Annotated in this window: 26 protein-coding genes and 1 tRNA gene; 23 read left to right on the plus strand and 4 right to left on the minus strand. The window is 60.5% G+C overall.

Going from position 1 to position 26,955, the window contains the following annotated elements; genetic code table 11:
• Positions 1-396 precede the first annotated feature (396 nt).
• Both ACTHXA_RS00990 and ACTHXA_RS00995 read left to right on the plus strand, forming a co-directional pair.
• Positions 397-1,053, plus strand: a complete 657-nt coding sequence (locus tag ACTHXA_RS00990; protein ID WP_441668424.1) for a hypothetical protein — start codon at positions 397-399, stop codon at positions 1,051-1,053.
• Positions 1,054-1,063: 10 nt separating this feature from the next.
• Positions 1,064-1,357: a hypothetical protein gene (locus ACTHXA_RS00995; protein WP_441668426.1), complete on the plus strand. Its 294-nt coding sequence runs from the start codon at positions 1,064-1,066 to the stop codon at positions 1,355-1,357.
• 306 nt (positions 1,358-1,663) lie between these two features.
• Here the strand turns inward: ACTHXA_RS00995 and ACTHXA_RS01000 are convergent, their stop codons facing one another.
• Positions 1,664-2,173 carry a hypothetical protein gene (locus tag ACTHXA_RS01000; protein WP_441668428.1) on the minus strand — a complete coding sequence of 170 codons (510 nt, stop codon included), beginning with the start codon at positions 2,171-2,173 and terminating at the stop codon, positions 1,664-1,666.
• 384 nt (positions 2,174-2,557) lie between these two features.
• Positions 2,558-2,630, minus strand: a tRNA-Arg gene (locus ACTHXA_RS01005).
• Positions 2,631-2,703: 73 nt separating this feature from the next.
• Between ACTHXA_RS01005 and argS the strand changes: the two genes are divergently transcribed.
• From argS to prfA, 8 genes are all read left to right on the plus strand, one after another.
• Complete coding sequence (gene argS, locus ACTHXA_RS01010; protein ID WP_441668430.1) at positions 2,704-4,371, plus strand: arginine--tRNA ligase; 1,668 nt, start codon at positions 2,704-2,706, stop codon at positions 4,369-4,371.
• Positions 4,372-4,373: 2 nt separating this feature from the next.
• On the plus strand, positions 4,374-5,231 hold the full coding sequence (locus tag ACTHXA_RS01015; RefSeq protein WP_441668432.1) for an LmeA family phospholipid-binding protein: 858 nt from the start codon (positions 4,374-4,376) through the stop codon (positions 5,229-5,231).
• 131 nt (positions 5,232-5,362) lie between these two features.
• A complete protein-coding gene (locus ACTHXA_RS01020) occupies positions 5,363-6,619 on the plus strand; it encodes an LmeA family phospholipid-binding protein (RefSeq protein ID WP_441668434.1) in 1,257 nt (418 codons plus the stop codon).
• A gap of 60 nt (positions 6,620-6,679) precedes the next feature.
• On the plus strand, positions 6,680-8,110 hold the full coding sequence (gene lysA / locus ACTHXA_RS01025; RefSeq protein ID WP_441668654.1) for a diaminopimelate decarboxylase: 1,431 nt from the start codon (positions 6,680-6,682) through the stop codon (positions 8,108-8,110).
• Positions 8,111-9,454: a homoserine dehydrogenase gene (locus tag ACTHXA_RS01030; protein WP_441668436.1), complete on the plus strand. Its 1,344-nt coding sequence runs from the start codon at positions 8,111-8,113 to the stop codon at positions 9,452-9,454.
• A gap of 28 nt (positions 9,455-9,482) precedes the next feature.
• Positions 9,483-10,478, plus strand: coding sequence for a homoserine kinase (gene thrB / locus ACTHXA_RS01035; RefSeq protein ID WP_441668438.1), 996 nt, complete (start codon positions 9,483-9,485; stop codon positions 10,476-10,478).
• Positions 10,479-10,648: 170 nt separating this feature from the next.
• Entirely contained in the window at positions 10,649-12,793 is a 2,145-nt protein-coding gene (rho, locus tag ACTHXA_RS01040) for a transcription termination factor Rho (RefSeq protein ID WP_441668440.1), read from the plus strand.
• Positions 12,790-13,881 (plus strand): peptide chain release factor 1, encoded by a 1,092-nt coding sequence (gene prfA, locus ACTHXA_RS01045; RefSeq protein WP_441668442.1) that lies wholly within the window; start codon positions 12,790-12,792, stop codon positions 13,879-13,881. Before rho ends, prfA begins: the two co-directional genes overlap by 4 nt.
• On the opposite strand, the gene epsC is transcribed toward prfA, so the two are convergent.
• Positions 13,878-14,474 carry a serine O-acetyltransferase EpsC gene (gene epsC / locus ACTHXA_RS01050; protein ID WP_441668444.1) on the minus strand — a complete coding sequence of 199 codons (597 nt, stop codon included), beginning with the start codon at positions 14,472-14,474 and terminating at the stop codon, positions 13,878-13,880. The two genes, prfA and epsC, sit on opposite strands and share 4 nt — an antisense overlap.
• 26 nt (positions 14,475-14,500) lie before the next feature.
• Positions 14,501-15,439 carry a cysteine synthase A gene (gene cysK / locus ACTHXA_RS01055; RefSeq protein WP_441668446.1) on the minus strand — a complete coding sequence of 313 codons (939 nt, stop codon included), beginning with the start codon at positions 15,437-15,439 and terminating at the stop codon, positions 14,501-14,503.
• A gap of 196 nt (positions 15,440-15,635) precedes the next feature.
• On the opposite strand from cysK, the gene prmC reads away from it, so the two are divergent.
• From prmC to ACTHXA_RS01120, 13 genes are all read left to right on the plus strand, one after another.
• Complete coding sequence (prmC, locus tag ACTHXA_RS01060) at positions 15,636-16,505, plus strand: peptide chain release factor N(5)-glutamine methyltransferase (protein ID WP_441668448.1); 870 nt, start codon at positions 15,636-15,638, stop codon at positions 16,503-16,505.
• A 24-nt stretch (positions 16,506-16,529) separates the two neighbouring features.
• Positions 16,530-17,213 (plus strand): L-threonylcarbamoyladenylate synthase, encoded by a 684-nt coding sequence (locus tag ACTHXA_RS01065; RefSeq protein WP_441668450.1) that lies wholly within the window; start codon positions 16,530-16,532, stop codon positions 17,211-17,213.
• Positions 17,214-18,485 carry an MraY family glycosyltransferase gene (locus ACTHXA_RS01070; RefSeq protein WP_441668452.1) on the plus strand — a complete coding sequence of 424 codons (1,272 nt, stop codon included), beginning with the start codon at positions 17,214-17,216 and terminating at the stop codon, positions 18,483-18,485. It abuts the gene before it with no gap.
• A complete protein-coding gene (locus tag ACTHXA_RS01075; protein ID WP_441668454.1) occupies positions 18,485-18,952 on the plus strand; it encodes a hypothetical protein in 468 nt (155 codons plus the stop codon). Before ACTHXA_RS01070 ends, ACTHXA_RS01075 begins: the two co-directional genes overlap by 1 nt.
• Before the next feature lie 198 nt (positions 18,953-19,150).
• Positions 19,151-19,945: a F0F1 ATP synthase subunit A gene (gene atpB / locus ACTHXA_RS01080; RefSeq protein WP_441668456.1), complete on the plus strand. Its 795-nt coding sequence runs from the start codon at positions 19,151-19,153 to the stop codon at positions 19,943-19,945.
• 91 nt (positions 19,946-20,036) lie between these two features.
• Positions 20,037-20,267 carry an ATP synthase F0 subunit C gene (gene atpE / locus ACTHXA_RS01085; protein ID WP_441668458.1) on the plus strand — a complete coding sequence of 77 codons (231 nt, stop codon included), beginning with the start codon at positions 20,037-20,039 and terminating at the stop codon, positions 20,265-20,267.
• A 16-nt stretch (positions 20,268-20,283) separates the two neighbouring features.
• On the plus strand, positions 20,284-20,862 hold the full coding sequence (locus ACTHXA_RS01090; protein WP_441668460.1) for a F0F1 ATP synthase subunit B: 579 nt from the start codon (positions 20,284-20,286) through the stop codon (positions 20,860-20,862).
• Positions 20,862-21,653 (plus strand): F0F1 ATP synthase subunit delta, encoded by a 792-nt coding sequence (locus ACTHXA_RS01095; protein WP_441668462.1) that lies wholly within the window; start codon positions 20,862-20,864, stop codon positions 21,651-21,653. Before ACTHXA_RS01090 ends, ACTHXA_RS01095 begins: the two co-directional genes overlap by 1 nt.
• A gap of 47 nt (positions 21,654-21,700) precedes the next feature.
• Positions 21,701-23,344, plus strand: coding sequence for a F0F1 ATP synthase subunit alpha (atpA, locus tag ACTHXA_RS01100; protein WP_441668464.1), 1,644 nt, complete (start codon positions 21,701-21,703; stop codon positions 23,342-23,344).
• Positions 23,345-23,382: 38 nt separating this feature from the next.
• On the plus strand, positions 23,383-24,279 hold the full coding sequence (locus ACTHXA_RS01105; RefSeq protein ID WP_441668466.1) for a F0F1 ATP synthase subunit gamma: 897 nt from the start codon (positions 23,383-23,385) through the stop codon (positions 24,277-24,279).
• Between the two features lie 31 nt (positions 24,280-24,310).
• The gene (atpD, locus tag ACTHXA_RS01110; RefSeq protein ID WP_441668468.1) at positions 24,311-25,777 is read left to right on the plus strand and encodes a F0F1 ATP synthase subunit beta; all 1,467 of its coding nucleotides are present in this window, start codon (positions 24,311-24,313) and stop codon (positions 25,775-25,777) included.
• Positions 25,777-26,064: a F0F1 ATP synthase subunit epsilon gene (locus ACTHXA_RS01115; RefSeq protein WP_441668470.1), complete on the plus strand. Its 288-nt coding sequence runs from the start codon at positions 25,777-25,779 to the stop codon at positions 26,062-26,064. Before atpD ends, ACTHXA_RS01115 begins: the two co-directional genes overlap by 1 nt.
• Entirely contained in the window at positions 26,061-26,840 is a 780-nt protein-coding gene (locus ACTHXA_RS01120) for a YaaA family protein (protein ID WP_441668472.1), read from the plus strand. The genes ACTHXA_RS01115 and ACTHXA_RS01120 overlap by 4 nt, the downstream gene beginning before the upstream one ends.
• The last annotated feature ends 115 nt before the right edge of the window (positions 26,841-26,955 follow it).

Genomic DNA, 26,955 nt, shown 5'->3' on the forward strand with positions numbered 1-26,955 from the left:
GCTGGCACATCGGCAGACTATGCGCCGAGCAGCAATAGTTGGAAACGCTACCTGTCAAGTAGGAAATACGTTGCCTGTCATGTGTGTAGAAGGTCTATGTGGCGCGATGAAAGCCCTACCTGAACAGTAATTCGCTACCTCACAGGTAGGGGTTTAACCCCGAAAAGTGCGGTTGGGGCACAGGGGGCACCATGACACGAAAACCCACCTTCGAACACCCCTGTTCCCGATCCGTGAAGCCACGGAAATCCTGCGGGGCGACTCGCCCCTGACGTTCGCGGTGCGTCGCGAAACCCGGCCAGGCCACTCGGCGACCTTGGCGCCTCAGTCGGTGGTCACCCCGCTCGCTCCACCGTGCATAGCACTCCTGGAGGACTCTGCAGGGGAGGGGCGGTAATGGTCGTGGTGAGAAAGCCCAAGGCGTGTTCGCAACAGCAGTGGGATGAAATCAAAAACTTCGTTAACGAGATCGCGACGGAATGGCTCGCGGGTAAGAACCGGGAAACCTGGCACGGTGTCGTGAACCTTACGGGCCGGTTCGTGGTGTGGGCCTACTTCAAGCAGGGCTATCCACTCGAGCGGACGCTGTTCCGGCAGGAAATCGTGAACGACTTCATCGCATCCGCGCTCGAAGGTCGCACCGAGAAGACACGCGCGACGCAGCGCGACAGCTTATTCGCGGTGGGACGGGTGGTGCTGCAAAGAATGTTTGTGGCGCCTGAACGAGAGAAGATTTCGCAGCGGGTGGAGACGGAGCCGTATACGGAGGCTGAGCAGATCGCCCTCGGGATGTGGGCGAACACGCAGCCTTCCGAACAGTCCCGGGAGAACGCGTTCGTGATTCTCGCGCTCGGGCTCGGCGCCGGGCTGAACATGCGCGACATTAATCACCTGAAAGTGCGCGATATCCATGTAGATGACGCGGGCGTGGTCGTCACCCCGTGTGATGGCCGGTTTGTACCAATGCTGCGTCAGTGGGAGCGCATCATCGCGGATACGGTGAAGCCGCTGCGCACGGAGGACTACGTGTTCCGGCCCGGGCCGGGTAGATAGCCCCCGCAATTTGGTGAATGCAGGAAGCGATTTCCTTGGGCGCACGAACGACCCAACGCGACGACCGGACGCCTACCGGCTGCGGGCGACCTGGATCGTGACGCATTTGATCGCGCAAGCGCCCACCGATGTCCTATTGCCAGCGGCGGGACTCAAGGAAGCGCATTCGCTCGCGTACTACCTGAAGTTTGTGCCACAACCAGACGAACGGGAAGTGCGTGAGCGGCTACACGGCCCAGAACCGCTATCAACACCGCCGCGCGAGCGGCCTCGGTTACGGTTGCTGGACGGTGGTGCGCGATGACGCGGGCCTCGGGGTATCACGGCAGCACTGTGGGACCTGGCTATCCGCCTGCCCTCGTGCAAAGCACGTTTGACCGTCTTCGCAACACCCTGCACTCCGAAGGCGTTCACACACTGCTTGCGAAATAGGAGCAGGACGACCGCGCCGCCCAAGACATCGCGCGATCGGAATATGGACGGGCTCCCGCGCGAGGGGGCCGCAAGGCCGAGCTGTCAGTCTTCGCCGTGTTGTTGGTGATGTATTGCTTGGCAGTCGAAGGTCCCGATACTCGATTGACCTCCGGGAGGTGCGTTCTAGGTGCGCGGCCTAGAATCTGATCTCGCCCGTGGTGAGTGCCGTCTGCATCTGATCGATGAGTTCCTGGGCGCGGCTGTGTTCTTGGATGTAGGCGTGGGCATCAGGATGGATCATCCCGGCGATCTCGAGGATGTCATCATGCAGCTGCTGCAACGGGGAACGGTAGATCGGCTCGTGGTGCGCGATCCTGTTACGCAGCACCCTGACTTCGTAGAGACGGGCATGAATGTACTTGCGTCGCCTGTCCCCTCGATACGGAAAAGCATGTTGCAGGCGGGGTTGCCAGAGCGTTGTCTCGTAGCCCAGCAAAGGATCACGCGCGATCCCGGCTCCTGTCAATCCAGTCCAGAGCCCAAACGAGGTGGCGGCAACGACCTGGTCGCTAGTAGGCGTCGGGGTGCCACGTCGAATCAGCGTCGAGACCGCGGAATCGATTGAGTCAGCTTCATTGCGGCAGAGGTGCAGGCGGGTGTCGTTCCACCAGTCGCCACGGCTCGTGCGGTCTAGGGCGCGCCTCACTCAGGAGCCCGTCAAGCCCAAGCGGGGCAGAACCTGCGTCCACGAAGATCCTTCTGCAGAAAGACTGTTGCCCCGGGAGTCCGAACCAAAAGGCTCGAATAGTCCCGGGGCATTACAGATACCAAACTACCTGACCCGCAAAGGCCGATCAAGCGGCGCGGGAAGGGAGTAAGCATTCAGGCGCAGTCTCAACTCTTTGGCCTGGGCAAAGTTTGAGTCCCCCAAGCGCCCCAAGCGACAACGTTCACGCTCTGTCCCCGAATCGGCAGCGATAGGCGAGATGCGACAAAGCAGAACCCCCCAAGGTAGGTGCCAGCTCACAAAGGCATCTACAGAAATAAGCAACCGGCCGCGTAATCACGGCCGGTTGCAACAGTTTCGAAGTGCCCCCGACAGGAGTCGAACCTGCGACCTACGGTACCGGAAACCGGCGCTCTATCCACTGAGCTACGGAGGCAACTGGCCCAGCTTAGCAGCATTACGCGGCTCGAATGGGCAAGCAAGTGAATCAGCGCCTACGATTGGCACTGATGAACGACGCGACTCTTTCTAATGCTCTGGCCGCCTCTATCCGCGCGGCACTTGACCGCCACGAAGGTGGGCAAGACATCGAACTCACCGACGAAGACCTCAAGGTTGAGCGACCCCGCAACCGTGAACACGGCGACTGGGCTTCCAACGTCGCCATGCGCTTCGCAAAACGAGTTGGGACGAACCCGCGCGCGCTTGCTGAGATGATCGCCGAAGGCCTGACCGAGCAGCCGACTATTAAAAAGGTGGATGTCGCGGGCCCGGGGTTCATCAACATCACCCTCGATGAAGCAGCTGCCGGCGAACTGGCAAAGCAAATCGTCGAAGCAGGGGAGCAGTACGGTAACGGCGAATCACTCGCTGGCCGCAACATCAACCTCGAATTCGTCTCGGCAAACCCCACCGGCCCCATCCACCTCGGTGGCGCACGCTGGGCCGCGGTCGGCGACTCACTCGCGCGCGTCCTCAGCGCTGCTGGCGCAGACGTTACTCGCGAGTACTACTTCAACGACCACGGCGCGCAGATCGATCGCTTCGCCAACTCGCTCGTGGCCGCCCACCTCGGGGAGCCAACACCCGAAGACGGCTACGCGGGCCAATACATCCACGACATCGCGAGCGAGGTCGCGAGCGCGCATGCGAGCGAACTCGAGACGGCAGCCGACCGCGCCGCCAAGCAAGAGGTATTCCGTGAGCACGGAGTGGAGCTCATGTTCGGGTCCATCCAGCAGAAACTCGAAGAGTTCCGCGTGCACTTCGACGTGTACTTCCACGAAGACACCGTCCACACCGACGGTTCGGTCAATCTCGCAATCGAACGACTCCGCGATCTCGGTCGAATTTACGACCAGGACGGAGCCGTGTGGCTGCGCACCACCGACTTCGGTGACGACAAGGACCGCGTCATCATCCGTTCCAATGGCGAACCGACCTACTTCGCCGGTGACATCGGCTATTACCTGAACAAGCGCGAACGTGGCTTCGACGAATGCCTCTACATGCTTGGTGCCGACCACCACGGGTATATCGGCCGGATGATGGCCATGGCCGAGTCTTTCGGCGACACACCGAACGTCAACATGCAAATTCTCATCGGTCAGATGGTGAACCTCGTCAAAGATGGCGAACCGGTCCGGATGTCCAAGCGTGCCGGCACGATCGTCACGCTCGACGACCTGGTCGATGCCGTGGGGGTCGATGCAGCCCGCTATTCCCTCGTGCGATCTTCAACGAACTCGCAGATCGACATCGATCTCGACCTGCTGGTCAGCCGCTCGAACGACAACCCGGTCTATTACGTGCAGTATGCGCACGCCCGTACGCGGGCGGTGAACCGCAATGCCACCGAAACGGGCATCAGCGGTGCCGACTTCGCCCCCGCCACACTCGTGCACCCCACGGAAAACAACCTGCTCGGGCAGCTGCGCGAGTTCCCGCGCATCCTCGATGTCGCCGCGACAGAGCGCGAACCGCACCGCGTCACTCGCTACCTCGAAGATCTCGCAGCCGCATATAACCGCTGGTACGACCAGTGCCGCGTGATTCCGCAGGGAGACGCACCCGTGGAACCGGTACACTCGAGCCGTTTCGTGCTTAATGAAGCGGCGTCGCAGGTGCTCCGAAACGGACTCACCCTGGTCGGCGTCCACGCCCCCGAGCGGATGTAGTGGTGACGTTTAGTTCCCAACCAACCAATCAGCAGAATTACGATCAGTACGGCGACCCCGTCTTCTACGGACAGTCGCAATTTGACGGGCAGCAACCCCGGCCAACTCGACGCCGCAAGGCACGCTGGGGCTGGATCCTGGGCATCCTGCTGCTGGTCATCATCGCCCTGATGGTGATTGCCGAATTTATCGCCCGCGGGATCGTCGGCCAAATCGCGGCTGATCAAATCGAAACGGCACTACCCGAGGGTGTGGAAGCCAATGTTGAGGCAAGTCCCACCGGCTGGTGCGTGCTGTGCGAACTCATCGGTGGCGAGCTTTCCGGGCTCGAAATCTCTGGCGATAACGTCGAGTTCGGTGGTGCCGCAGGGGACATCGACCTGTTCGCCGAGTCGATCACGCTGCAAGACCCGTCGTCAGTGGGTGCCGCCGAGGGATCGCTGCGGATCGGCGAAGACGAACTCAATACGCTGCTCGACGAGGTGACCGCCGACTACGGCTTTGAGGTCGATTCCCTTGATCTGCGAGACGGGAGCTTCGGCTACCAAACCTCGGTGAACGTATTCGGGGCTGAAGTGGCGATCGACATCGAAGCGAGCGTGCGCATCCAAAGCGGTGGCCGGATCCAGATACTTGCCGAAGAACTCGCGTTGCAGGCAGGCAACCAGAGCGCCGATATTCCGGTGGATGCGGAGCGGTTTACGCTGCAGCTTTGCGTCGCTGAGCACCTTCCCGAGATTGTGGAAATTACCTCTGTCGAGGTCGTCGATGACGCACTCGAAATTGGCTTCCGCTCGACGCAGGGTTTCGAACTTGTGGAGGAGTCATTTCAGACGCTCGGGAGCTGCCCGGGCGCCTAGCGAATAGCGCACCAATGACTCATCCCGGGGGAGGAACTCCAGCTCGGGTCGTTGGGAACACTCGCGGCGAGTGCTTGAATAGTGGAGTTGGCACCGAGGTGCGGCCCACGTGGATCGAAGGAGTATTGACTATGACGTACGACCCGAACGCTGGTAACCAGAATCCCTGGGGCCAGAAGCCGGGCGACCCGGACCAATCGGGTAACGCCTACGGCCAAGACCAGTATGGTCAGGATGCGTACGGCCAGGGTCAGCCGGGCCAGTACGGTCAGGATGCGTATGGTCAGCAGGGCGGCGGTGCATACGGACAAGGGCAGTCGGGAGACTACGGTTCCTATGGCCAGGGCCAGTCCTCCTATGGTGACCAAAGCTATGGCAACCAGGGCTACGATTCCGGAAGTGGCGGCGGGTACCCGCAGGGCCAGGCGGTGTATGGCTCCGATTCCGCAGCAGCCAGTCAGTACGGTCAGGATGCTTCCGCAGGTTCCTATGGCTACGGTCAGGACTCAGCGCAGCAGTCTTACGGCCAGGGCGGATATGGCCAAGACTCCTATGGGCAGGACGCCTACGGACAGCAGAGCACTGGCTACGATCAGAACGCTGCCTACGGTGCGGCCGGATACTCCGGCCAGCCCAGCTCCGGTGACAAGACACCCAAGAAGGGTGGCAAGGGCAAACTCATCGCACTCATTGCCGGTGGTGCGGTAGTCCTCCTCATCGCTGCCATCGCAATTTGGGAGTTTGCCGGCCGCGGCAGCGCGGGCAATAGCTATGTTGCGCTCTTTGAAGAGCAGGGCATTGACATTGGCGGTGAGGAAGCAGAAGGCGATCTGAACGGCTCCTTTACTGGCGGTTCCTTCGTGCTGGCCTCAATGTCGGGCACCTATCCAGAAGTCACGGTCAGCGGCCCAGAACTCACCGCAAACGACGTGCCGTATGACATCACCTACACAATGATTGATGCACCATCCAACGCTGACGGCGTGATCGAGCGAGTCCGCGTCGACATGACTGTGCCCGCCGACGCGATTTTGGACAGCTTCTTCGAGAGCATGGACGAATCCGATCTCGATGGCGCAGATATTGAGCTCACGGATGATGGCCTCACCCTGTCGATGGAGCAATACGGCATGACCATGGAAATGGTCATGCAGATTACCGCTGAAGAGGGCTGGATGGTCATGGAACTCACCTCAGTCACGGTGGATGGGGAAGACATGACCTCGGAAATGGAAGAGGATTTCTCTGAGCAGGTCGATCCCTGCGAGGAGCACGGCTTCGAGGCATATGTCACCGAAGCGTTCGTTGACGAAGAGGGCTTGCACTTCCAGTGGGAGGTCGACGACGTCGACACCGAAGAGCTCGCAGAAGTCACCTGCATGGCATAGCGCAAAATAGCGTGTCGCTCACAGCGGCAGGGGAGTGTATATCCCGGTAGTATGGCCGAGATGCACACCCCTGCCGCTTCCTCATTGCCCAGCCCGCTCGCACCAGAGTGGCTCCAGTTTCCCGCAGGTGACGTGAACCAACTCGATGACGGAGTCTGGTCCCGCACTGCCAAGCGCACCGACGAAGGTGAACTTGAAATCGGTGGCGTGCGCGCCTCGCAGCTACTCCAAGACTTTGGCTCGCCGCTCTACGTCATCGACGAGACCGACGTTCGCGAGCGAGCAGCCGCTGCCGCGCAGGATTTCACGACCGCCTTCACCGACATTGGCGCGGAAGTGGAGCTGCACTACGCCTCCAAGGCATTCCTGTCGATCGACGTTGCTCGCTGGATGGCCGAGGCCGGTCTCGGACTCGACGTCTCCTCCGGCGGAGAACTCGAAGTGGCCCTTGCCGCGGGAATTGCGCCCAAAGAAATCGGACTGCACGGCAATAACAAGTCCATAGTAGAAATCGAGCGCGCCGTGGAAGTCGGGGTTGGCTCGATCATTATCGACTCACTGCAAGAGGTTGAACGCATTGCGGATGCGGCCGCACGTGCGGGCAAAATTCAGCCGGTGATGGTTCGCCTCAACGCGGGTATCCACGCATCCACACACTCGTATCTCGCCACCAGTCACGAAGACCAGAAATTTGGTCTTACGTTTGATGTCGCGCGTGAGGCGATCGCTCGCATCCGTGAGCTTGACTCACTCGAACTACTGGGCCTGCACTCCCACATCGGTTCGTCGATTTATGAGCCCTCCGGTTTTGGTGCTGCAGCCCACAAACTCATGAGCTTCCGCGCGGAACTCCTCGGCGGCGGACCGGTTCCCGAAGTGAACCTCGGCGGTGGCTTCGGTATCGCCTACTTGCCGAGCGATGACGCTCCGGTGCTCGCCGACCTCGCTCGCGGAATCGCTGCAGAAGTCGCTCGCGCCGTTCAAGAGACCGGCAGCGACCTGCCCAAATTCACCTTCGAACCGGGTCGGTCGATCGTCGGTCCCGGCGGTACGACGCTCTATACCGTGGGGACTACGAAGCCCGTGGACGTACCGGGGGAGGCAGGGAATGCCAAGCGGCTCTACGTCGCCGTGGACGGCGGTATGAGCGACAACATCCGCCCCGCACTCTACGAAGCCGACTACTGCGTCCGCCTCGCAAACCGCGAATCTGAAGCCTCCCCGCAGCTTGCTCGCGTGGTGGGCAAACACTGCGAATCCGGCGACATCGTTGTGAACAACGACTACTTGCCCGCAGATATCACCCCCGGCGACCTTCTCGCGGTCCCAGCAACCGGCGCCTACTGCTGGTCACTTTCGAATCACTACAACTACCTTGATCGCCCAGCAGTGATCGCGGTCCGAGACGGCGCAGCACGCACCCTCATCCGCCGCATCACCATCAATGACCAGCTTGCGCACGACGCCGCCTGGTCCCCGGAGGAAAACTAGATGAACGAGAATCGCGCCATAAAGGTAGCCCTGCTCGGAGCAGGATCGGTGGGGAGCCAGGTGGCTCGCCTGCTGCTTGAGCAGGCTGATGAGTACGAGCGCCGCGTCGGCACTCGCCTTGAGCTCATCGGGATTTCAGTGCGCAATCCGGATGCGAAACGCGATGTGGATCTCCCCAGCGAACTGTTCACGACGGACCCGGAACGCCTGATCCTTTCGGCAGACCTGGTGATCGAACTCATGGGCGGCATCAGCCCCGCACGGGAGCTCATTACCCTCGCCCTCGAATCGGGTGCCGATGTGGTGACCGCGAACAAGGCACTGCTCGCACACCACGGCGCGGAACTCTTCGAGCTTGCGGAGCGGGTCGGTGCACAGCTGTACTACGAGGCTGCCGTGGCCGGCGCGATCCCAATCATTCGTCCGCTGCGCGAGAACCTCGGCGGCGACCGGGTGGAACGCATCCTCGGTATCGTCAACGGCACCACGAACTACATCCTCGACCGGATGCACACCCGCGGCGACACCTTTGATGAGTCCCTTCGCATCGCGACGGAACTGGGCTATGCGGAAGCCGACCCCACCGCCGACATCGAGGGCTATGACGCCCAGCAGAAGGCCGCGATCCTTGCTTCGATCGCCTTCCACACCAAGGTGCCGGTCGAGGAGGTCTACCGCGAGGGCATTACCTCGGTCTCGATCGAAGAGATTGAGGATGCGAAGCGAGCTGGCTACGTCGTGAAGCTCCTGGCAATCTGCGAGCGCCTTATTGGTGAGGCGGGAGAACCGGACCAGGTTTCGGCACGCGTGTACCCGGCCCTCGTCCCGAACGCTCACCCGCTGGCCAGCGTGCACGGCGGCAATAACGCCGTGTTCGTGGAAGCGAAGGCAGCCGGATCGCTGATGTTCTACGGTGCCGGTGCCGGTGGTGTCGAGACCGCTTCAGCGGTGCTCGGCGACCTGGTCGCCGCGGCGCGTCGTCACCTCCTCGGTGGCCCGGGTTCGGGGGAGTCAATGGATGCGAACCTTCCGATTCTGCCCGTCGATGAGATCGTGACCCGCTACCAAATTTCCCTTGAAGCGGCGGATGAGGCGGGCATCCTGGCGAGTATCGCAAGAACGTTCGCCGATCAAGGGGTGTCCGTCCAAACTCTCGAACAGGCCGCTCCGGTAGAAGAAACCGAAGCACACTCCGGTGCTGAGCCTGTGTCTCGCGCTACCCTGGTTATCGGCACGCACCAGGCAACAGAGGGATCGCTCTCACGCCTCGTGCAGGCACTCTCCGCAAGCCCGGCGGTTCACCAGGTGAACGGCGTACTTCGCGTCGAAGGCGTGAACTCCTAAGGCAAGCCCGAACGACAGGAATCTCTTTATGGTCAACGAACCACAGGGCGTCGATCGCGAACTCGCGAAGCCCCGCACCGTCACCACGGGGCGTACCGTCAAAGTCCGCGTGCCAGCAACAAGCGCCAACCTGGGACCGGGATTCGACACGCTCGGTCTCGCGCTCGCACAGTACGACGAACTCGAAATCGAAGCGCTCGAGCCGGGCGAGATTGACATTGACGTCACCGGCGTTGGCGCGGGAGTTGTTCCCACTGATGAATCTCACCTCGTGGTGAAATCGCTCTACTACGCGCTGAAACAACTCGGCTATGACAAGCCGGGGATCCGACTTAGCGCGAATAACACCATCCCACATGGCCAGGGACTCGGTTCTTCGGGCGCCGCAATTGTCGCCGGTGTGGTGGGCGCTGCCGGGCTCATCGGCGATCAGCAGAAAGTCTCTAACGATCAGCTACTGAGCATCGCAACCGCGCTTGAAGGCCACCCCGACAACGTGGCCCCCTGCCTTTTCGGCGGGCTGACCATCGCTTGGGTGACGGCGAGTGGCGAACCGCGTTCGAAGAAGCTGCTGGTTGACCGTGGCGTATCGGTCGTGGTGTTTGTACCGGAAGAGACCATGTCCACCTCGGTCGCGCGTGCGCTGCAGCCCTCGCAAGTTCCACATGCGGACGCCATCTTCAACCTCTCGCGCGCGGCCCTCCTCGTGGCGGCACTCGCACAGAGTCCGGAGTTGCTGTTCGAATCCACCGAAGACCGGCTGCACCAGAGCTACCGTGCATCGGCGATGCCGAAGACCAAGGACCTCATCGACGAGTTGCGCGCTCAAGGTCTCGCGGCAGTGGTGTCGGGTGCGGGCCCCAGCGTTCTCGTCCTCGCGGACGAGCCGGCCGCTCGATTGCGTGCCGCAGAGATTGCCGAGGCACGAACCGACACGAAGTGGACCGCATATCTCACTGCGGTCGACATTCAGGGTGCTACAGTGGAGGAAGCTTCGAAACAGACGGTGTCACCGTCGGCTTAGCGCAGTAGCGCGCAGCCTCTGAAGTGAATTGATGTGAGGCAACGCCGTAATTCAATGCGGATCAGTTCTTGCCGGTATCGCGCAAGGGCGTTCGAGATTACCGTGGCCTCGCTTGACTACGTGCCTCGCAATTCGAGCGAGTGCACTTCACCACAAGGAATTTTTCAACTATGAACGACACTCCGAACAGCGCCGACACTCAGTCGGCTGCAGGAGCAAATAGCGATCAGCCACTCAGCGCAAAGCGCGTTACCGAACTGCAGGCAATCGCACAGGGCCTCGGCATCAAGGGCGCAGCCCGGATGCGCAAGACGGTCCTGATTGAAGCAATCGAGTCCGCGCGAGCGGGTAACACGGGCGCTGCCGCTGCAGCCGCCGACTCGAAGGACAAGTCGCAGCCCGCTGCTGAGGCGACGCAGACTGCTCCGAAGCAGGCAGAAGCGGAAGCGCCGAAGCAGGACGACTCGAAGCAGGATGCCGCGAAGCAGAGCGACTCGAAGCAGGATGCTCCGCAGCGGTCAGACGCAGCGGCTGAGGCTCAGCCGGAGGCCGAATCTACGCCAAAGCAGCAGACCGCCTCGCGGCGCCGCCGAGTCACGACCCAGTCGACGCAGCCAGCCAGCAAGGATGAGTCCGCGGCGGAAGCAAAGCCAGAAGCGGACGCCACACCCGCGAAGTCAGAGTCGGGCGAAATCACTTCGCTTGACCAAATTCAGCTGCCCTCGGGTGACAGCGCTGATGACGAAGAGACGAAGGATGCGTCCGCGGGTCAGCGAGGCCGCTCCCGTTCGCAGCGTGGCCGACAGCAGCAGTCCGACCGTCAGCAGAGCGATCGTCAGCAGAGCGACAAGGCCGATAGCGATGACAAGTCGAGCTCGCCGAAGACGCTTGACGACATCATCCTGCCGCCCGCTCGCGAAGAGGACGAAGACCAGGGTCAGGACTCCTCGCGCGGCGATAACCAGTCCGGTAGCCGCAAGCGTAACCGGAACCGCAACCGCGGCAAGGGTCAACAGAATGACGACCAGTCCCAGAAGCAGGATGAGCAGCAGTCGAGCAGGCAGCAGCAGTCCGGCCGCGGTGATGACCAGAAGCCAAACCAGAACCAGCGTCAGCGTGACCGCAAGCGGAACCACCGCGATGATGCCGACCCAGAGGTAGCACCGGACGATGTCTTGCTGCCAATCGCCGGCATCCTCGACGTCCTCGACAACTACGCATTCGTCCGGACCTCCGGCTACCTTGCCGGCGTGAATGATGTCTACGTCTCGCTCGGACAGGTGAAAAAGTACGGCCTGCGAAAGGGCGATGCGATCGTTGGTGCGATCCGCCAGCCACGAGAGGGCGAGCACCAGGGCGGCCGCCAGAAGTACAACGCACTCGTGCGCGTTGACACGATTAACGGTGAGGCACCCGACACCAACCGTGTTCGCCCAGAATTCGACAAGCTCACCCCGCTGTACCCGAATGAGCGACTGCAACTTGAGACCGAGAGCGGTCATGCCGCACAGCGTATGGTTGACCTTTTTGCCCCGATTGGCAAGGGAACTCGGGGTCTGATCATTGCACCGCCGAAGTCGGGTAAGTCGATCATGCTCGAGCGGATCGCGAACGCAATCGCTCAGAACAGCCCCGACACTCACCTCATGCTCGTCCTTGTGGACGAACGTCCGGAAGAGGTCACGCGACTTGAACGGACCATCCAGGGTGAGGTCGTCGCATCCACCTTCGATATGCCTGCCGAGAACCACACGACCATTGCCGAACTCGCCATTGAGCGCGCCAAGCGCTTGGTGGAACTGGGGCTCGACGTGGTGATGCTGCTCGATTCCATCACGCAGCTCTGCCGTGCTTATAACCTGACCGCACCCGCATCCGGCCGAATTATTGCCGGTGGCGTGGATGCCTCCGCGCTGTACCCACCGAAGCGCTTCTTCGGTGCCGCCCGCAAGGTGGAAAACGGCGGATCGCTCACGATCCTCGCCACCGCGATGGTGGAGACCGGATCCCGCACCGACGAGGTGATCCTCGAAGAGTTCGTCGGTACCGGAAACATGGAGTTGCGACTCTCGCGCGAAATCGCCGACAAGCGAATCTTCCCGGCACTCGACATTCAGCAGTCCTCAACCCTGCACGAGGAACAGCTGTTGAGCCCGAATGAACTCGAAGTGACCTGGGGAATCCGACGGGCACTCCACGGGGATGCTCAGGCATCGCTGGAGGCTGTGCTGGAGCGGATTTCCTCGACCTCATCGAACGAGGACTTCCTGTCCTCGGTGCGGGCGAACCCAATTAGCCCGGTGAGTGCCCAGTGAGCCGTGAAGAATTCGGTGAATCCCTCGCTGCTCTTCGCGCCGAATACGCGGAACTTCAAGAACAGCTCGTTGATCCGGAACTGCACTCCAACCCGGCCCGGTCAAAGAAGGTAAATCGCCGCTACGCCGAGATCTCACAGATCCTCTCAGCGGATGACCGTGCATCCGGAATTGAAGACGACCTCGAAGCAGCCCGTGAACTCGCGGATGAAGACGAGGCCTTTGCGGAGGAAGCCGAGGGGCTCGAAGCGCAGCTCGAGGTACAAATCGAGAAGCTCCGTCGACTGCTGATTCCACGCGACCCCGATGACGGCCGTGACGTGATCATGGAGATTAAGGGCGGCGAAGGTGGCGAAGAATCCGCATTGTTCGCCGCAGACCTCCTGCGGATGTACTCGCACTTTGCCGAACAGCGCGGTTGGAAAATCGAGCTGCTCGACAAGACCGAATCCGATTTGGGCGGGTATAAGAACGTCCAGTTTGCGGTGAAGTCAACGTCGAACGATCCCGCTGACGGGGTGTGGGCGTCGCTGAAGTACGAAGGCGGGGTGCACCGCGTCCAACGTGTGCCCGCGACTGAGTCACAGGGACGTATCCATACCTCAACAACCGGTGTGCTGGTGTTCCCCGAAGTGGATGAGCCAGAAGAAGTGTCGATTGATAAGAATGATCTGAAGATCGATGTGTATCGCTCTTCGGGTCCTGGTGGACAGTCGGTGAACACCACTGACTCGGCCGTACGGATCACGCACATTCCCACCGGCATTGTCGTGTCGATGCAGAACGAAAAGTCGCAGATTCAAAACCGCGCAGCGGCCATGCGCGTGCTCCAGGCACGGCTCCTTGCCCACCAGCAAGAGGAATTGGCCGCAGCCGAGGCTGATCAGCGTGCTTCGCAGATTCGGTCGATGGACCGCTCGGAACGCATCCGCACGTATAACTTCCCTGAGAACCGAATTGCGGATCACCGCACCGGGTACAAGTCCTACAACCTCGACCAGGTCATGGACGGCGCCCTCGGGCCGGTTATTGAGTCAGCGATTGTCGCCGACGAAGAAGCCCGGCTCGCGAAACTGGGGAACAGCTAGATAATCCAGTCACCGGGCTCGGCGTGGCCAGCAGCCTTACGCTGCCTGGCCTTCGCCGGGATGCCGGTGAGGATGGAGTTTGGGGGTGCGGACTTCGTGACGACCGCATTCGCGCCGACGCTCGAGTCGTGACCGATCTCGATTGGCCCGAGTAGTTTCGCGCCCGCACCAATCATGACCCCATCACCAATCGTCGGGTGGCGCTTCACTCGCTTGATGGATACCCCGCCGAGGGTCACGCCGTGATAAATCATGACGTCGTCGCCGATCTCGGCGGTCTCACCGATCACGACGCCCATGCCGTGGTCGATAAACAGACGCTTACCGATCTGAGCACCGGGGTGAATTTCGATTCCGGTGAGCCACCGGCTCAGCTGGGAGACCATCCGCCCCAGGAGATACTGCTTGCGCACCCAGAGAGCGCGGGCGACGCGGTGGGCCCACACGGCGTGCAGCCCGGAGTAGTTCAAGACTATTGAGGCTTTGCCTCGGGCAGCAGGATCGCCCCGGCGCACCGCGTAGATATCTTCGCGCAGAGTGCGGAAGAAGGCATCGACACGGTGGCGGGGGCGGTACTGCTGCAAATCTGGCATAGAGCTATTGTGCCCGATCAGGCAGCTTAAGCTTCGCGGATGTCGTCGAAGAGGATGCTCGAGAGGTAACGTTCTCCGGTGTCGGCCACGATCACGACGATGTTCTTGCCGGCGTTTTCGGGACGCTTTGCCACTTCGAGCGCAGCCCAGACATTCGCGCCGGAGGAGATACCCGAGAACAATCCCTCGGACTTGGTGAGTTCCTTGGAGACCCGAAGCGAGTCTTCGAGGGCGACATCAATCACTTCGTCGATGACGGACTGGTCGAGGATCTCCGGGATGAAGTTGGCGCCAAGCCCCTGGATTTTGTGTCCTGCGGCACGACCTTCGGTCAGCAACGGTGAGTCAGCGGGCTCAACGGCAACGATCTTGACCTCGGGTTTGCGATCCTTGAGGACCTGACCAACACCGGTGACGGTGCCGCCGGTGCCGATTCCGGCAACGAAGATATCCACCTTGCCGTCGGTGTCATTCCACACTTCCTCAGCGGTGGTCTCACGGTGAATTTCGACGTTCGCCTGGTTCTCGAACTGGCTGGCGAGAATTGAGTTCTCCGTCGAAGCCTGAATCTCTGCGGCCTTGGCTACCGCGCCACGCATGCCCTCGGGGCCCGGCGTGAGTACGAGCTCGGCGCCAAACGCCTTCATCAGCGCACGACGTTCGATCGACATGGTCTCGGGCATTGCGATGACCACCTTGTAGCCACGAGCAGCACCGATCGCGGCGAGTGCGATACCGGTGTTTCCGGAAGTACCTTCGACGATGGTGCCACCCGGCTTGAGTTCACCCGAACGCTCGGCGGCGCGAATAACACCCCAAGCGAGACGGTCCTTGACGCTCGCGGTGGGGTTGTTGAATTCGAGTTTCGCGTATACGTTCGCATCGGTCTCGTTGATGCGGTTGAGTCGAACCAGTGGCGTGCCACCAACCAGTTCGGTGACGTCGTTATAAATCTTCTCGGCCATTTCTGCCTTTCTTGCAGCGGGTGTTTTCTTGCGAAGTTCACTGGCATTTTGAGTGACCAGGACAATGCAACCGAACACCCTCCAAATTAGTCGTAGCAACCTTTGGGAGTCCGGAAAATTCCGTCGGGACTGTAATACGTAGTCATTTGGGCCATACTTTCGGCCGCAATGCGAAACACTCGAACTGGGGGAACAAATGGATATGACACAGGCGAGGGCCCAGGTTCGCGAAGAACTGGCGCATTCTGGCTTTGCGAATCCGAATCGCGAAGCGGATCTGCTGATGTCTGCGATTCTTGGCCGTTCGCTCGGTGATATTGAGCTGGATCATTTGCTCGGCAGATCACTCGCGAGTGAGGACATTAACAGCCTGCTTCGAGCCGCGCGGCGACGTGCTCGAAGGGAACCACTGCAGCATCTTGCGGGCCAAGCACCGTTTTACGGCTTGGATTTCCACGTCGGCGAGGGCGTGTTTGTACCCCGCCCGGAAACTGAAGTTCTCGTCGAATTTGCCCTGAACTTCCTCCGCGACTCCAGCATTCCCGCGCCATTGGTTGCCGACCTCGGATCCGGTTCGGGAGCGATCGCGGCCGCGGTTGCGACTCAATATCCGGATGCACATGTGCTCGCGTTCGAGGGCTCCCCGTTTACCTGGCCTTGGCTGCTGAGAAATCTTCGTAGGCTCGCGCCGACTGTCAACGCCCAGTTCGGTGACTGGCATGAGCGCATCCACGCACTTGCCGCGCAGCAGCCAGCCCGCCGGTATGCGTGCATCCTGTCGAATCCACCGTACGTACCTGCCGCGCAGATTCCGGCGGATCCGGAAGTGCGCCACTTCGATCCAGAAATGGCGCTGTATTCGGGCGCCGACGGTCTCACCGATATTCGCCGGATCGCCACCACCGCGGCGGCACTCCTGCAGCCGAATGGCCTGGTGGCGGTTGAACACACCGAACAGCAGGGTGAACAGGTGCGTGCGCTGTTTACGGCGGCAGGGCTCCGTGAAGCAAACACCGAAAAGGACCTCAGCGGACGAAATCGATTTACGTGGGCTCGCCACGCGTGACCCGCGGCATAGAATGTGATCGTTATGGCACGAACTTATAACTTGGCTGCCCCGAGCGAACTGCTTGCTGGCATGCGTGAAGCGCAGCGAGCACTCACCCTCGGCGAAGTCGTCGTGATCCCTACCGACACGGTGTACGGCATTGCCGCAGATGCGTTCAAACCTGCTGGGGTGACCGCACTGCTGGAGGCCAAGGGGCGTACTCGGCAATCGCCACCACCGGTGCTTGTCGCGAGCGTCGCAACGGTGGATGCACTTGCCTCCGAGGTTCCAGATGTCATTCGAACGCTGCTGGAGCGATACGCACCCGGGCCGCTCACCGTGATTTTGCCGGCACAACCGAGTCTTTCCTGGGACCTGGGGGAGACCCGCGGTACCGTCGCACTTCGCATCCCCGATCATCCAATGACGCTCGAATTGCTGCAGTCAACTGGGCCACTCGCCGTCTCAAGCGCGAACAAACACGGGCAACCCGCGCCCGCCACCGTCGACGGAGCGATCGACCAGCTCGGTGAGGATGTGGAAATCTTTCTCGACGCTGGTGAAGTCGGTGGTGAGCCCTCGACGATTCTTGACGCCACCGGGCTCGCTGCTGGGACAGCAGAGGCCAGTCGCGGCGCCAGCATCGTTCGACAGGGTGCGCTTTCCCGAGAAGCGATCGCCGAAGTGCTTGGCGAGCTCCTGAAACCAGCAGAGGCGACCAACTAGTTGCGATTCCTCGCTCTTATCTTTGTGGTCGCGGCGGTGGCCTCGTTCATTCTTTGCGCGGTCGTGTACCAACTCGCTATGCGCTTCCGCTGGTACCCAAAAATTCGCGAGCGGGACGTACACACGACACCGAAACCCCGCGTGGGCGGCTCAGCCATGTTCCTCGCGTTCGTCATTGCCTTGGCGGTGGCCTCGCAGATCAGTTGGTTCGACATCGTCTTCTCGTCACCGAACCGCGTCCTCGGCGTCTTAGGCGCAGCCCTGCTGATTGTTGTCGTCGGCGTGATCGACGACATTGTTGATCTCGACTGGATGATCAAACTTGCCGCGCAGATAGTTGCCGGGCTGATCCTCGCATTCTCCGGCGTGGCGATCACGTCTTTGCCCATCGGCGGGATCACCGTCGCCTCGCAGTGGATGAGTGTCGCGTTCACGGTGATCGCTGTCGTGCTCGTGATGAATGCCGTGAACTTTATTGACGGCCTCGACGGCCTGGTCGCCGGAATCGCGATCATCGCGAACGGCATCTTCCTCATCTACACCTTCTTTCTCAGCGAATCGATGGAAACCAGTCGTTTCTCGCTCGCGGCGCTACTCTCGGCGATAGTCGTCGGTATCTGCGCGGGATTCCTGCCTTGGAACTGGAATCCCTCGAAGATGTTTATGGGTGATGGCGGGGCGCTACTCGTCGGGCTCCTGATGGCGACCTCAACCATCGCCGTCACCGGCGAGGTCGACCCTAGCCTGATCAGCAGAGACGCGCTCTTTCCCGCCTTCTTGCCGCTCGTGCTGCCATTCGCGGTGTTGATTGTGCCACTGGTTGACTTCACCCTCGCAGTACTGCGGAGACTTCTCGCCGGGAAATCACCGTTCTCGGCCGATAGAAAGCACCTGCATCACCGGCTGTTGGATATGGGACACACGCAGCGACGAGCGGTGCTGCTGTTCTATGGCTGGGCGATCGTCATTGGCGGGGGAGCGCTGCTGACCTTCCTCGTCCGGCCGCTGTGGATCGCGATCGTATTTATGATCGTCGGCCTAATTGTCTGTACGGTATTCACCGTGGCACCGCTCTCGCAGCGTAAACGACTCGAGGCGCAGGCACAGCGTTCAGCCTATGGCGATGACGACGATCACTTCGATCCACTCGATCGTCTCGGGCTCGACCACGCCGATAAAGTCCGTGCCAACCATCCCGCGCCCGTTGCACTCGGCAAACGGCTACGCAACCTTGGATCGCGTGGCGACAAGACCCCCAACCAGGAGCAATAATGTCCAGTCAAGATTCAGTCCCGTCTAGCGTGCCAATCATGCACACCGTGTTGCGGTGGTCTGTCATCCTGACAGTGATCATCGCCGTGGTCGGCGGTGTGATCGGCTGGTTCATTGCCGGGTGGCCCGGTACCTGGTCTGCGGTGGTGGCTGCCGGAGTCGTGCTGATGTTCACCGCGGTCACGGCGATATCAATCATCTTTGCGGCACGCATGCCGAGTACGTTCTTCATGGCCGTCATCCTCGGTGCGTGGTTGGTGAAGCTGCTCGCATTCCTCGGGGTGCTTGCGGTGGTTCGAGCCTTTGACTTCACTCACGATTGGATGCTGTGGTCCACCATGCTCGTCGCACTCGTTGGGCATTTGGCCATCGACGTAATTGTTGTGCTGCGTTCACGACAGCCGTATGTAAGTGATGTCCAGCTGCCGGAATCGGAAGAAACCCGACCGAGCACCGATAACACCTAGTGGTTCGGGCCGAAATTTACAAAACTCCACGAGATTGCCGCTCTTCTGGTCATGAACCTGGTGATTTGTTGATAGGCTTCCGTGGTTGGCAGTTACAAATCTGTGACCGTCACCCCACACCGTCACATGCCGCGCAACTGCCCCAAGAGTTGCGCCTCGAGACAGGAGATTCCCCTGATTCCCACAGCCCTGAATCTGATGACGGGTATCGCGGTCACCGCCGGTGGCGAGTTCCACGCACCGAATGTGGATGAGGAGTTCTTCCCTCCCGCGCTTCTATTCGATGGCACTCCTTTTGAGATCAACCGAATCATTATGGTTCGCCTCATCGCTGTCGCCGTGCTGATGCTCATCTTCTGGCTCGCGCTTCGCAAGCCGAAGGTTGTACCGGGCAAGCTGCAGTCGCTCATCGAAATGGGCGTTGGCTTCGTCCGTGACGGCATTGTCTTCGACATGCTGGGCGAGCGGATCGGTAAGAAGTACCTGCCGTACATCCTGATGGTGTTCTTCGGCGTGCTGTTTATGAACATCACGGGTGTGGTGCCACTACTCAATATTTCGGGTAACGCACTGATCGGTATGCCGCTGGTACTGGCGGTAGCTTCGTATATCGCATTCATCTACGCAGGTATTCGCGAGGTCGGTGGGGGCAAGTTCTTCAAGAACGCACTCTTCCCATCCGGTGTGCCCTGGTACATGTACATTCTGCTGACGCCGATTGAGTTCGTGAACACTTTTGTGGTCCGCCCCGTATCGCTTGCACTGCGTCTCTTCCTCAACATGATGGTTGAGCACCTCCTGCTTGTGCTGGCCTTCTCCGCGACCTGGTTCTTCGTCGGTCTGCTCAACGTCTGGAGCACGATGGGCGTGTTGACCTTCGCGGGTGCGATGTTCATGACGCTCGTGAAGATTCTGGTTTCGGTACTGCAGGCCTACGTATTCGCACTGCTCACGACCAGCTACATCCAGCTTTCTGTTGCCGAAGAACACTAGTTCTGCGATAGATCCTCAACCCCCACTCGAATACCTATAACGACGATTTCCGCTGACCTGGCGGAATCGCCCAACCGGAAGGAAACCCCCTGTGGACACCACCACGTTCGCCGAAGTAACCGGCAACATTGCAACCATCGGTTACGGCCTTGCCGCAATCGGTCCCGGCATCGGTATTGGCATCGTTGCTGGCAAGACCGTCGAGTCGATGGCACGCCAGCCTGAGATGGCCGGCCGTCTCCAGACCACGATGTTCCTTGGTATTGCATTCACCGAGGTGCTCGCGTTCATCGGTATCGCGACCCCCTTCATCTTCGGTTAGTTAGGCACTTCCACCAATGAGCATCATTAACAACGGGCCCGCAGCACTCGCTGCGGAAACCGACAACAATAGCTTTGGCTGGGACCCCAGCCTGCTTGTTCCCGCGACGTACGACATCGTGTGGTCACTTGTTGTGTTCGTGGTGCTCCTGCTGTTCTTCTGGAAGTTCGTCCTTCCGCAGCTGAACAAGATTCTCGACGAGCGCGCCTCCAAGATTGAAGGTGGCATCGAACAAGCAGCGGCCGTTCAGGCTGAAGCCGATGCCCGCAAGGACGAGTACGAGCAGCTGCTGGCTGAGGCCCGCACTGAAGCCGCAGAGATTCGCGAAAAGGCACGCGCCGAAGGCGAATCGATCAAGGCTGAGAAGAAGCAGGAGACCCAGAACGAGCTCGACCGCATGACCAAGTCAGCGAAGGACCAGATCGAGGCAGAGCGCCAGTCGGCAATCGTCTCGCTGCGTCAAGAAGTTGGCTCGCTTGCGCTTGACCTCGCGTCGGGCGTCGTGGGGGAGAACCTCGCTGACGACCAGCGCTCCAGCGTTTACGTCGACCGCTTCCTTAACGAACTCGACCAGAAGGCGGGGACGAACCGATAATGCGCAGCGCGACACAGCACGCACTCGCCGCGGTAAAGCGCGAGATTGACACGGTCACCCAGATGGACACCGATTCGGTGCGCAATCTGTTCGGTGTCGTGGATGCCCTCGCTGAATCCAAGCTTCTGGCGTCGGCGCTTGTTGAGCGGGGGGCTTCCCCCGAGTCAAAGCGCACTCTGGTTGAGCGCGTGTTTGGTTCGCAGTTGGGTGGCGCCGCCACCCGGGTACTCGCAACTGTGGCTGCACAGAAGTGGGAATCGGCCGCAGAACTGATTCACGTAACCCAAGAAGCTGCGATCCGCGCGCTCGCTCAAGCCACCGGCAATCACGATCAGCTCGGTAACGAGTTGGACGCATTCCTTGACACTGTGCTTTCGAACGGGGATCTCGAGCTTTCGCTCGGAACTCGTCTGCAGACTGCCGACACCAAGGTTGAGCTGGTGAATCGTCTCTTTGGCCAGCGCCTCAGCGGTGACACGATCCGCATCCTGAACTCGCTTTTCACCCACTCGGGCGGCCGCCGTACGCGTCGCCTCGTTAGCTGGGCGCGGGAAGCGATCGCTGACCAGGCAAATCGCCAGGTTGCCGTCATCACCGTGGCAAAGCCCATGAGTGATACGCAGCTCGCTCGTCTTCGGGCAGGCCTCGCGGCTCGCTTCGGTCGAGAGGTAGCGGTCAACCAGCTCATCGATTCCGCTGTGATCGGCGGAATGCGCATTGAGTTCGGTGACGTCGTAATCGACGACACCGCGGCGGCTCGACTCCACGACCTTCGCCTGCAGCTCGCTTAGCTGCGCACGTGAACTTCGGGGCACAGCCCCAACGACAAGGGAAGAACATGTCAGAACTTACGATCAATCCGGACGAGATCCGCGATGCGCTTGCCAGCTTCGCGACCTCGTACCGTCCACAGGGTGCGTCGGCCACCGAAGTCGGTACGGTAGTTAGCGCCGCCGACGGCATCGCCCGCATCGAGGGCCTGCCCTCGACCATGGCCAACGAGCTCATCAAATTCGAGGACGGCACGCTCGGCCTCGCCCAGAACCTCGACGAAGACGAGATCGGTGCAATCGTTCTCGGCCCCTTCGCCAGTGTTGTTGAGGGAATGAGCGTCACCCGCACGGGTGAAGTGCTCTCCGTACCCGTCGGTGAGGGCTACCTCGGCCGCGTGGTCAACCCACTCGGTGAGCCCATCGACGGTCTCGGTGCAATCACCGACGTTGATGGCCGCCGTGCGCTGGAACTCCAGGCTCCCGGCGTGATGGACCGCAAGTCGGTTCACGAACCGATGGAGACCGGTATCAAGGCGATTGACGCCATGATTCCAGTCGGCCGCGGTCAGCGTCAGCTCATCATTGGTGACCGTCAGACCGGTAAGACCGCAATTGCGATCGACACCATCATCAACCAGAAGGCGAACTGGGAAACCGGTGATCCCTCGCAGCAGGTACGCTGCGTCTACGTTGCAATCGGCCAGAAGGGCTCCACCGTCGCATCCGTTCGCGCTGCGCTCGAAGAAGCCGGTGCACTCGAGTACACGACCATCGTGGCTTCACCCGCGTCTGACCCCGCAGGCTTCAAGTACCTCTCGGCATACACCGGTTCGGCCATCGGCCAGCACTGGATGTACGGCGGCAAGCACGTGCTGATCATCTTCGATGACCTCTCGAAGCAGGCTGAAGCATACCGCTCGGTGTCGCTACTCCTGCGTCGTCCACCAGGGCGTGAAGCATACCCCGGTGACGTGTTCTACCTTCACTCGCGTCTGCTCGAGCGTTGCGCGAAGCTCTCGGACGGCCTCGGTGCCGGTTCGATGACCGGTCTTCCGATCATCGAAACCAAGGCGAACGACGTGTCGGCATACATCCCGACCAACGTGATCTCGATCACCGACGGCCAGATCTTCCTCCAGTCCGACCTCTTCCTTGCAAACCAGCGCCCCGCTGTTGACGTGGGTATCTCGGTCTCGCGTGTGGGTGGTTCGGCACAGCGCAAGCACATCAAGAAGGTCTCCGGTACCCTCAAGCTCGAACTTGCACAGTACCGCGACCTCGCAGCGTTCTCGATGTTTGCTTCGGACCTTGACGCAGCGACCAAGCGTCAGCTTGAACGCGGTGCACGCCTCACCGAGCTCCTGCGCCAGAAGAACTACAACCCGTTTCCGATTGAGAAGCAGGTTGTCTCGATCTGGGCCGGCACCAACGGCAAGATCGACAACGTTCCCGTTGAAGACGTGCTTCGCTACGAATCCGAGCTGCACGACTACCTCGCTCGCAACTCGACCGTCCTTGACGACCTTCGCAGCAGCGGAAAGCTCGAGCCCGAGGTTCTTGAAGCGATGGAATCGAACATCGACGAGTTCTCGAAGACGTTCCAGCTCTCTGACGGCAAGTCCCTTTACTCAGTAGGACGTGAAGAGTTTGAGGCGACCTCGGAAGAGGACGTCGAGCAAGAGCAGATCGTCCGCGGGAAGCGCCACTAGGCGTTAGCCCGGCGAGAGACTAGAGGTACAGGAGAACCATGGGATCACAGCTTCGCGAGTATCGCGCGCGGATTAAATCTGCGCAGACGATGCAGAAGGTAACGAGCGCCATGGAGCTGATTGCGACCTCGCGCATTACCAAGGCACGCGCGCGGATGGAGGCGTCAAACCCCTACGCCCGCGCCGTGACCCAGGCAGTTTCGGCAGCAGCGACTCACTCGGCAACCATCGACCACCCGCTCCTCACGGAGCCGGAGCAGGTTCGCCGAGCAGCAGTCGTGCTGTTCACCAGTGACCGCGGTCTCAACGGTGCGTTCTCCCAGAACGTCCTGAAAGAGGCCGAACAATTGACGAAGCTGCTGCGCGAGCAGGGCAAGGAAGTTGTGTACTACCTCGTTGGCCGTAAGGCCGTAGGGTACTTCACCTTCCGTGACCGCGAATTCGAGCGTGAATGGACTGGCTCTACTGAGCAGCCGGTATTCACGACCGCAAAAGAAATCGGCAACGCGCTCGTGGACCACTTCACGGCACCCTTTGAAGAGGGTGGCGTCGAAGAGATCCACATCATCTACAACCGCTTCAAGAACATGGTGGTGCAGGAAGCGACAGTCGTTCGTTTGCTCCCACTTGAAGTAGTCGACGGTGTGGAGGAGCCTTCGGATGATGAGCTTCTTCCGCTTTATGAGTTCGAGCCAGATCCGGAAGCAGTGCTTGACGCATTGCTGCCGATCTACATCGAATCGCGACTCTTCAACGCAATGCTGCACTCGGCTGCTTCAGAGCAGGCCGCACGCCAGCGCGCGATGAAGTCGGCGTCTGACAACGCACAAGAACTGGTTGACGACTACACCCGGTTGGCGAACAACGCGCGCCAGGCCGAGATTACGCAGCAGATCAGTGAAATCGTGAGCGGCGCGGACGCGCTCGCTTCCTAACCCGCGCTGAACACGAAGAAAAGGAACGCAAATGACGACGAACGCGACGTTCGATCAGCAGGCGGAGGCTAAGCCCGCCGGCGTCGGTCGCATCGCGCGTGTCACGGGCCCGGTGGTAGACATCGAGTTCCCGCACGACGCAATGCCCGGCATTTATAACAAGCTCACCACCCACGTGAACATGGGCGAGCAGAGCTTTGAGCTCGCACTTGAGGTTGCGCAGCACCTCGGTGATGACCTTGTCCGCGCAATCGCGATGAAGCCGACTGACGGCCTCGTTCGCGGTCAGGAAGTTGTCGACACCGGTGAGTCAATCACCGTCCCCGTCGGTGACGTCACCAAGGGCAAGGTTTTCAACGTCACCGGTGACGTGCTCAATGAGTCGATGCTCTCTGAGCCTTACGAGATCACCGAGCGCTGGCCAATTCACCGTGAGCCACCGGCCTTCGACCAGCTTGAGTCGAAGACCGAGATGTTCGAAACCGGTATCAAGGTGATTGACCTGCTCACCCCGTACGTACAGGGTGGAAAGATCGGTCTCTTCGGTGGTGCCGGTGTGGGTAAGACGGTGCTCATCCAGGAGATGATTACTCGTGTTGCCCAGGACCACGGTGGTGTGTCAGTATTCGCCGGTGTTGGTGAGCGCACCCGTGAGGGTAACGACCTCATCTTCGAGATGGAAGAGTCGGGCGTGCTCAAGAACACCGCGCTGGTGTTCGGCCAGATGGATGAGCCTCCCGGGACGCGTCTGCGCATCGCACTGACGGGTCTGACCATGGCGGAGTACTTCCGCGATGTGCAGAACCAGGACGTGCTGTTGTTCATCGACAACATCTTCCGCTTCACGCAGGCCGGTTCAGAGGTGTCGACTCTGCTGGGCCGTATGCCTTCGGCTGTGGGTTATCAGCCCAACCTGGCTGACGAAATGGGTATCCTCCAGGAGCGCATTACGTCGACCCGCGGTCACTCGATTACGTCGATGCAGGCAATCTACGTCCCTGCTGACGACTACACCGACCCCGCTCCCGCGACCACCTTCGCCCACCTTGACGCGACCACCGAGCTTTCGCGTGCAATCGCTTCGCGTGGTCTGTACCCGGCCGTGGACCCGCTCGCCTCGACGAGCCGCATCCTCGACCCACAGTACGTCGGTGAGGACCACTACCGCGTGGCCACCACGGTGAAGGAAATCCTGCAGAAGAACAAGGAACTCCAGGAGATCATCGCGATCCTCGGTGTTGACGAACTCTCGGAAGAGGACAAGATCACGGTTGCTCGCGCACGCCGTATCCAGCAGTACCTCTCGCAGAACACCTACACCGCTGTGCAGTTCACCGGTGTTGAGGGTTCAACCGTTGCGGTGAAGGACACCGTCGAAGCATTCGACGCCATCACCAAGGGTGAGTTCGACCACATTCCGGAGCAGTGCTTCTTCAACGTCGGCCCGATCGACGACGTGCTCGAGGCATACGCCAAGCTCCAGAAGGAACTCGGTTAGTGTCGAACGCAGAGAGTCTCGGTGTACCGATGCTGAACGTGAACGTTGTGAACGCCACCGAACAGGTGTGGGAAGGCAAGGCGAAAGAAGTCATTGCCTACACCACCGAGGGATCGATCGGTATCCGCCCCGGCCACACCCCGGTGCTCGCAACGCTCGCCGTAGGCGAGGTGCGCGTAATCACTGCTGAAGGTAAGACCGTCTCGGCACAGGCCGAACAGGGCTTCCTCTCGGTATCCAACGACCTCGTGACCGTAATTGCTGGCGAGGCCGCAGTCACCCTGTGAGCGAGCGTCTCCTAATTCTGTTGCCGCCATCCGAAACGAAAACGGATGGCGGCAACAGTGTGTTTCCCAGTAGTCCACAGTGGCCGAGTCTCGAGCCGGTACGCGAAGCAACTCGAGCGGATCTCGTCGAACTGTCTCGAGGCGCACCAGGGGATGCGGCAAAGGCACTGAAGATTTCGGCGAAGCTTGCCGATATTGAGCTGTCGAGGAATCTCAAGCTACTTGATTCACCGCCATTGCGGCCCGCGGCGGAGCGCTATACGGGCGTGCTTTATGACGCGCTCGACGCGGCTTCACTGACCGAGGAGCAACGCGCATGGCTCGGCGAACACGTCGCAATTCACTCCGCGCTGTACGGCCTAGTGAGTGCGAACGACGGCATTGCCGCCTATCGACTCTCGCATAACTCACGACTGGGCGGTGCGACGCTGAAAGCACGGTGGCGTGACGCGATTAGCGAAGCGCTAGCGGTGCATCCCGGCCCGATTCTCGACCTTCGCTCGAAGGGTTACGTGGATTTAGGTCCTGTGCCATCTAGCACGCGCAGTGCGTGGGGCAATGTTGCAGAGCGAATGGATGACGGGTCGCTGCGCTCGCTCAATCACTTCAATAAGCAGGCTAAGGGCCAGTTTGTCCGATTGCTTGCCCAGCGTTGTACCGGCGGTGAAGAACCAACCACGCTCGAAGCGCTTGCAAGTGCCGTAAGCCCAGACTTTGAGGTCTCACGAGGCGAGGACAACCTCATCAATATTGTCCGTGGTCATACTTCAGGATGACGCTGGTTCAGTAGCGAGTTGAGTCTGGGTGACCGGACTGTTGCGGAAGTGCGAACCGTTCGCGTTTTTGTGGTGTGGCACCGCTTATCCGCGCTACTCTAACGATGTCCTAGGG

Source organism: Gulosibacter sp. (assembly GCF_052090685.1).
Taxonomy (GTDB): domain Bacteria; phylum Actinomycetota; class Actinomycetes; order Actinomycetales; family Microbacteriaceae; genus Gulosibacter.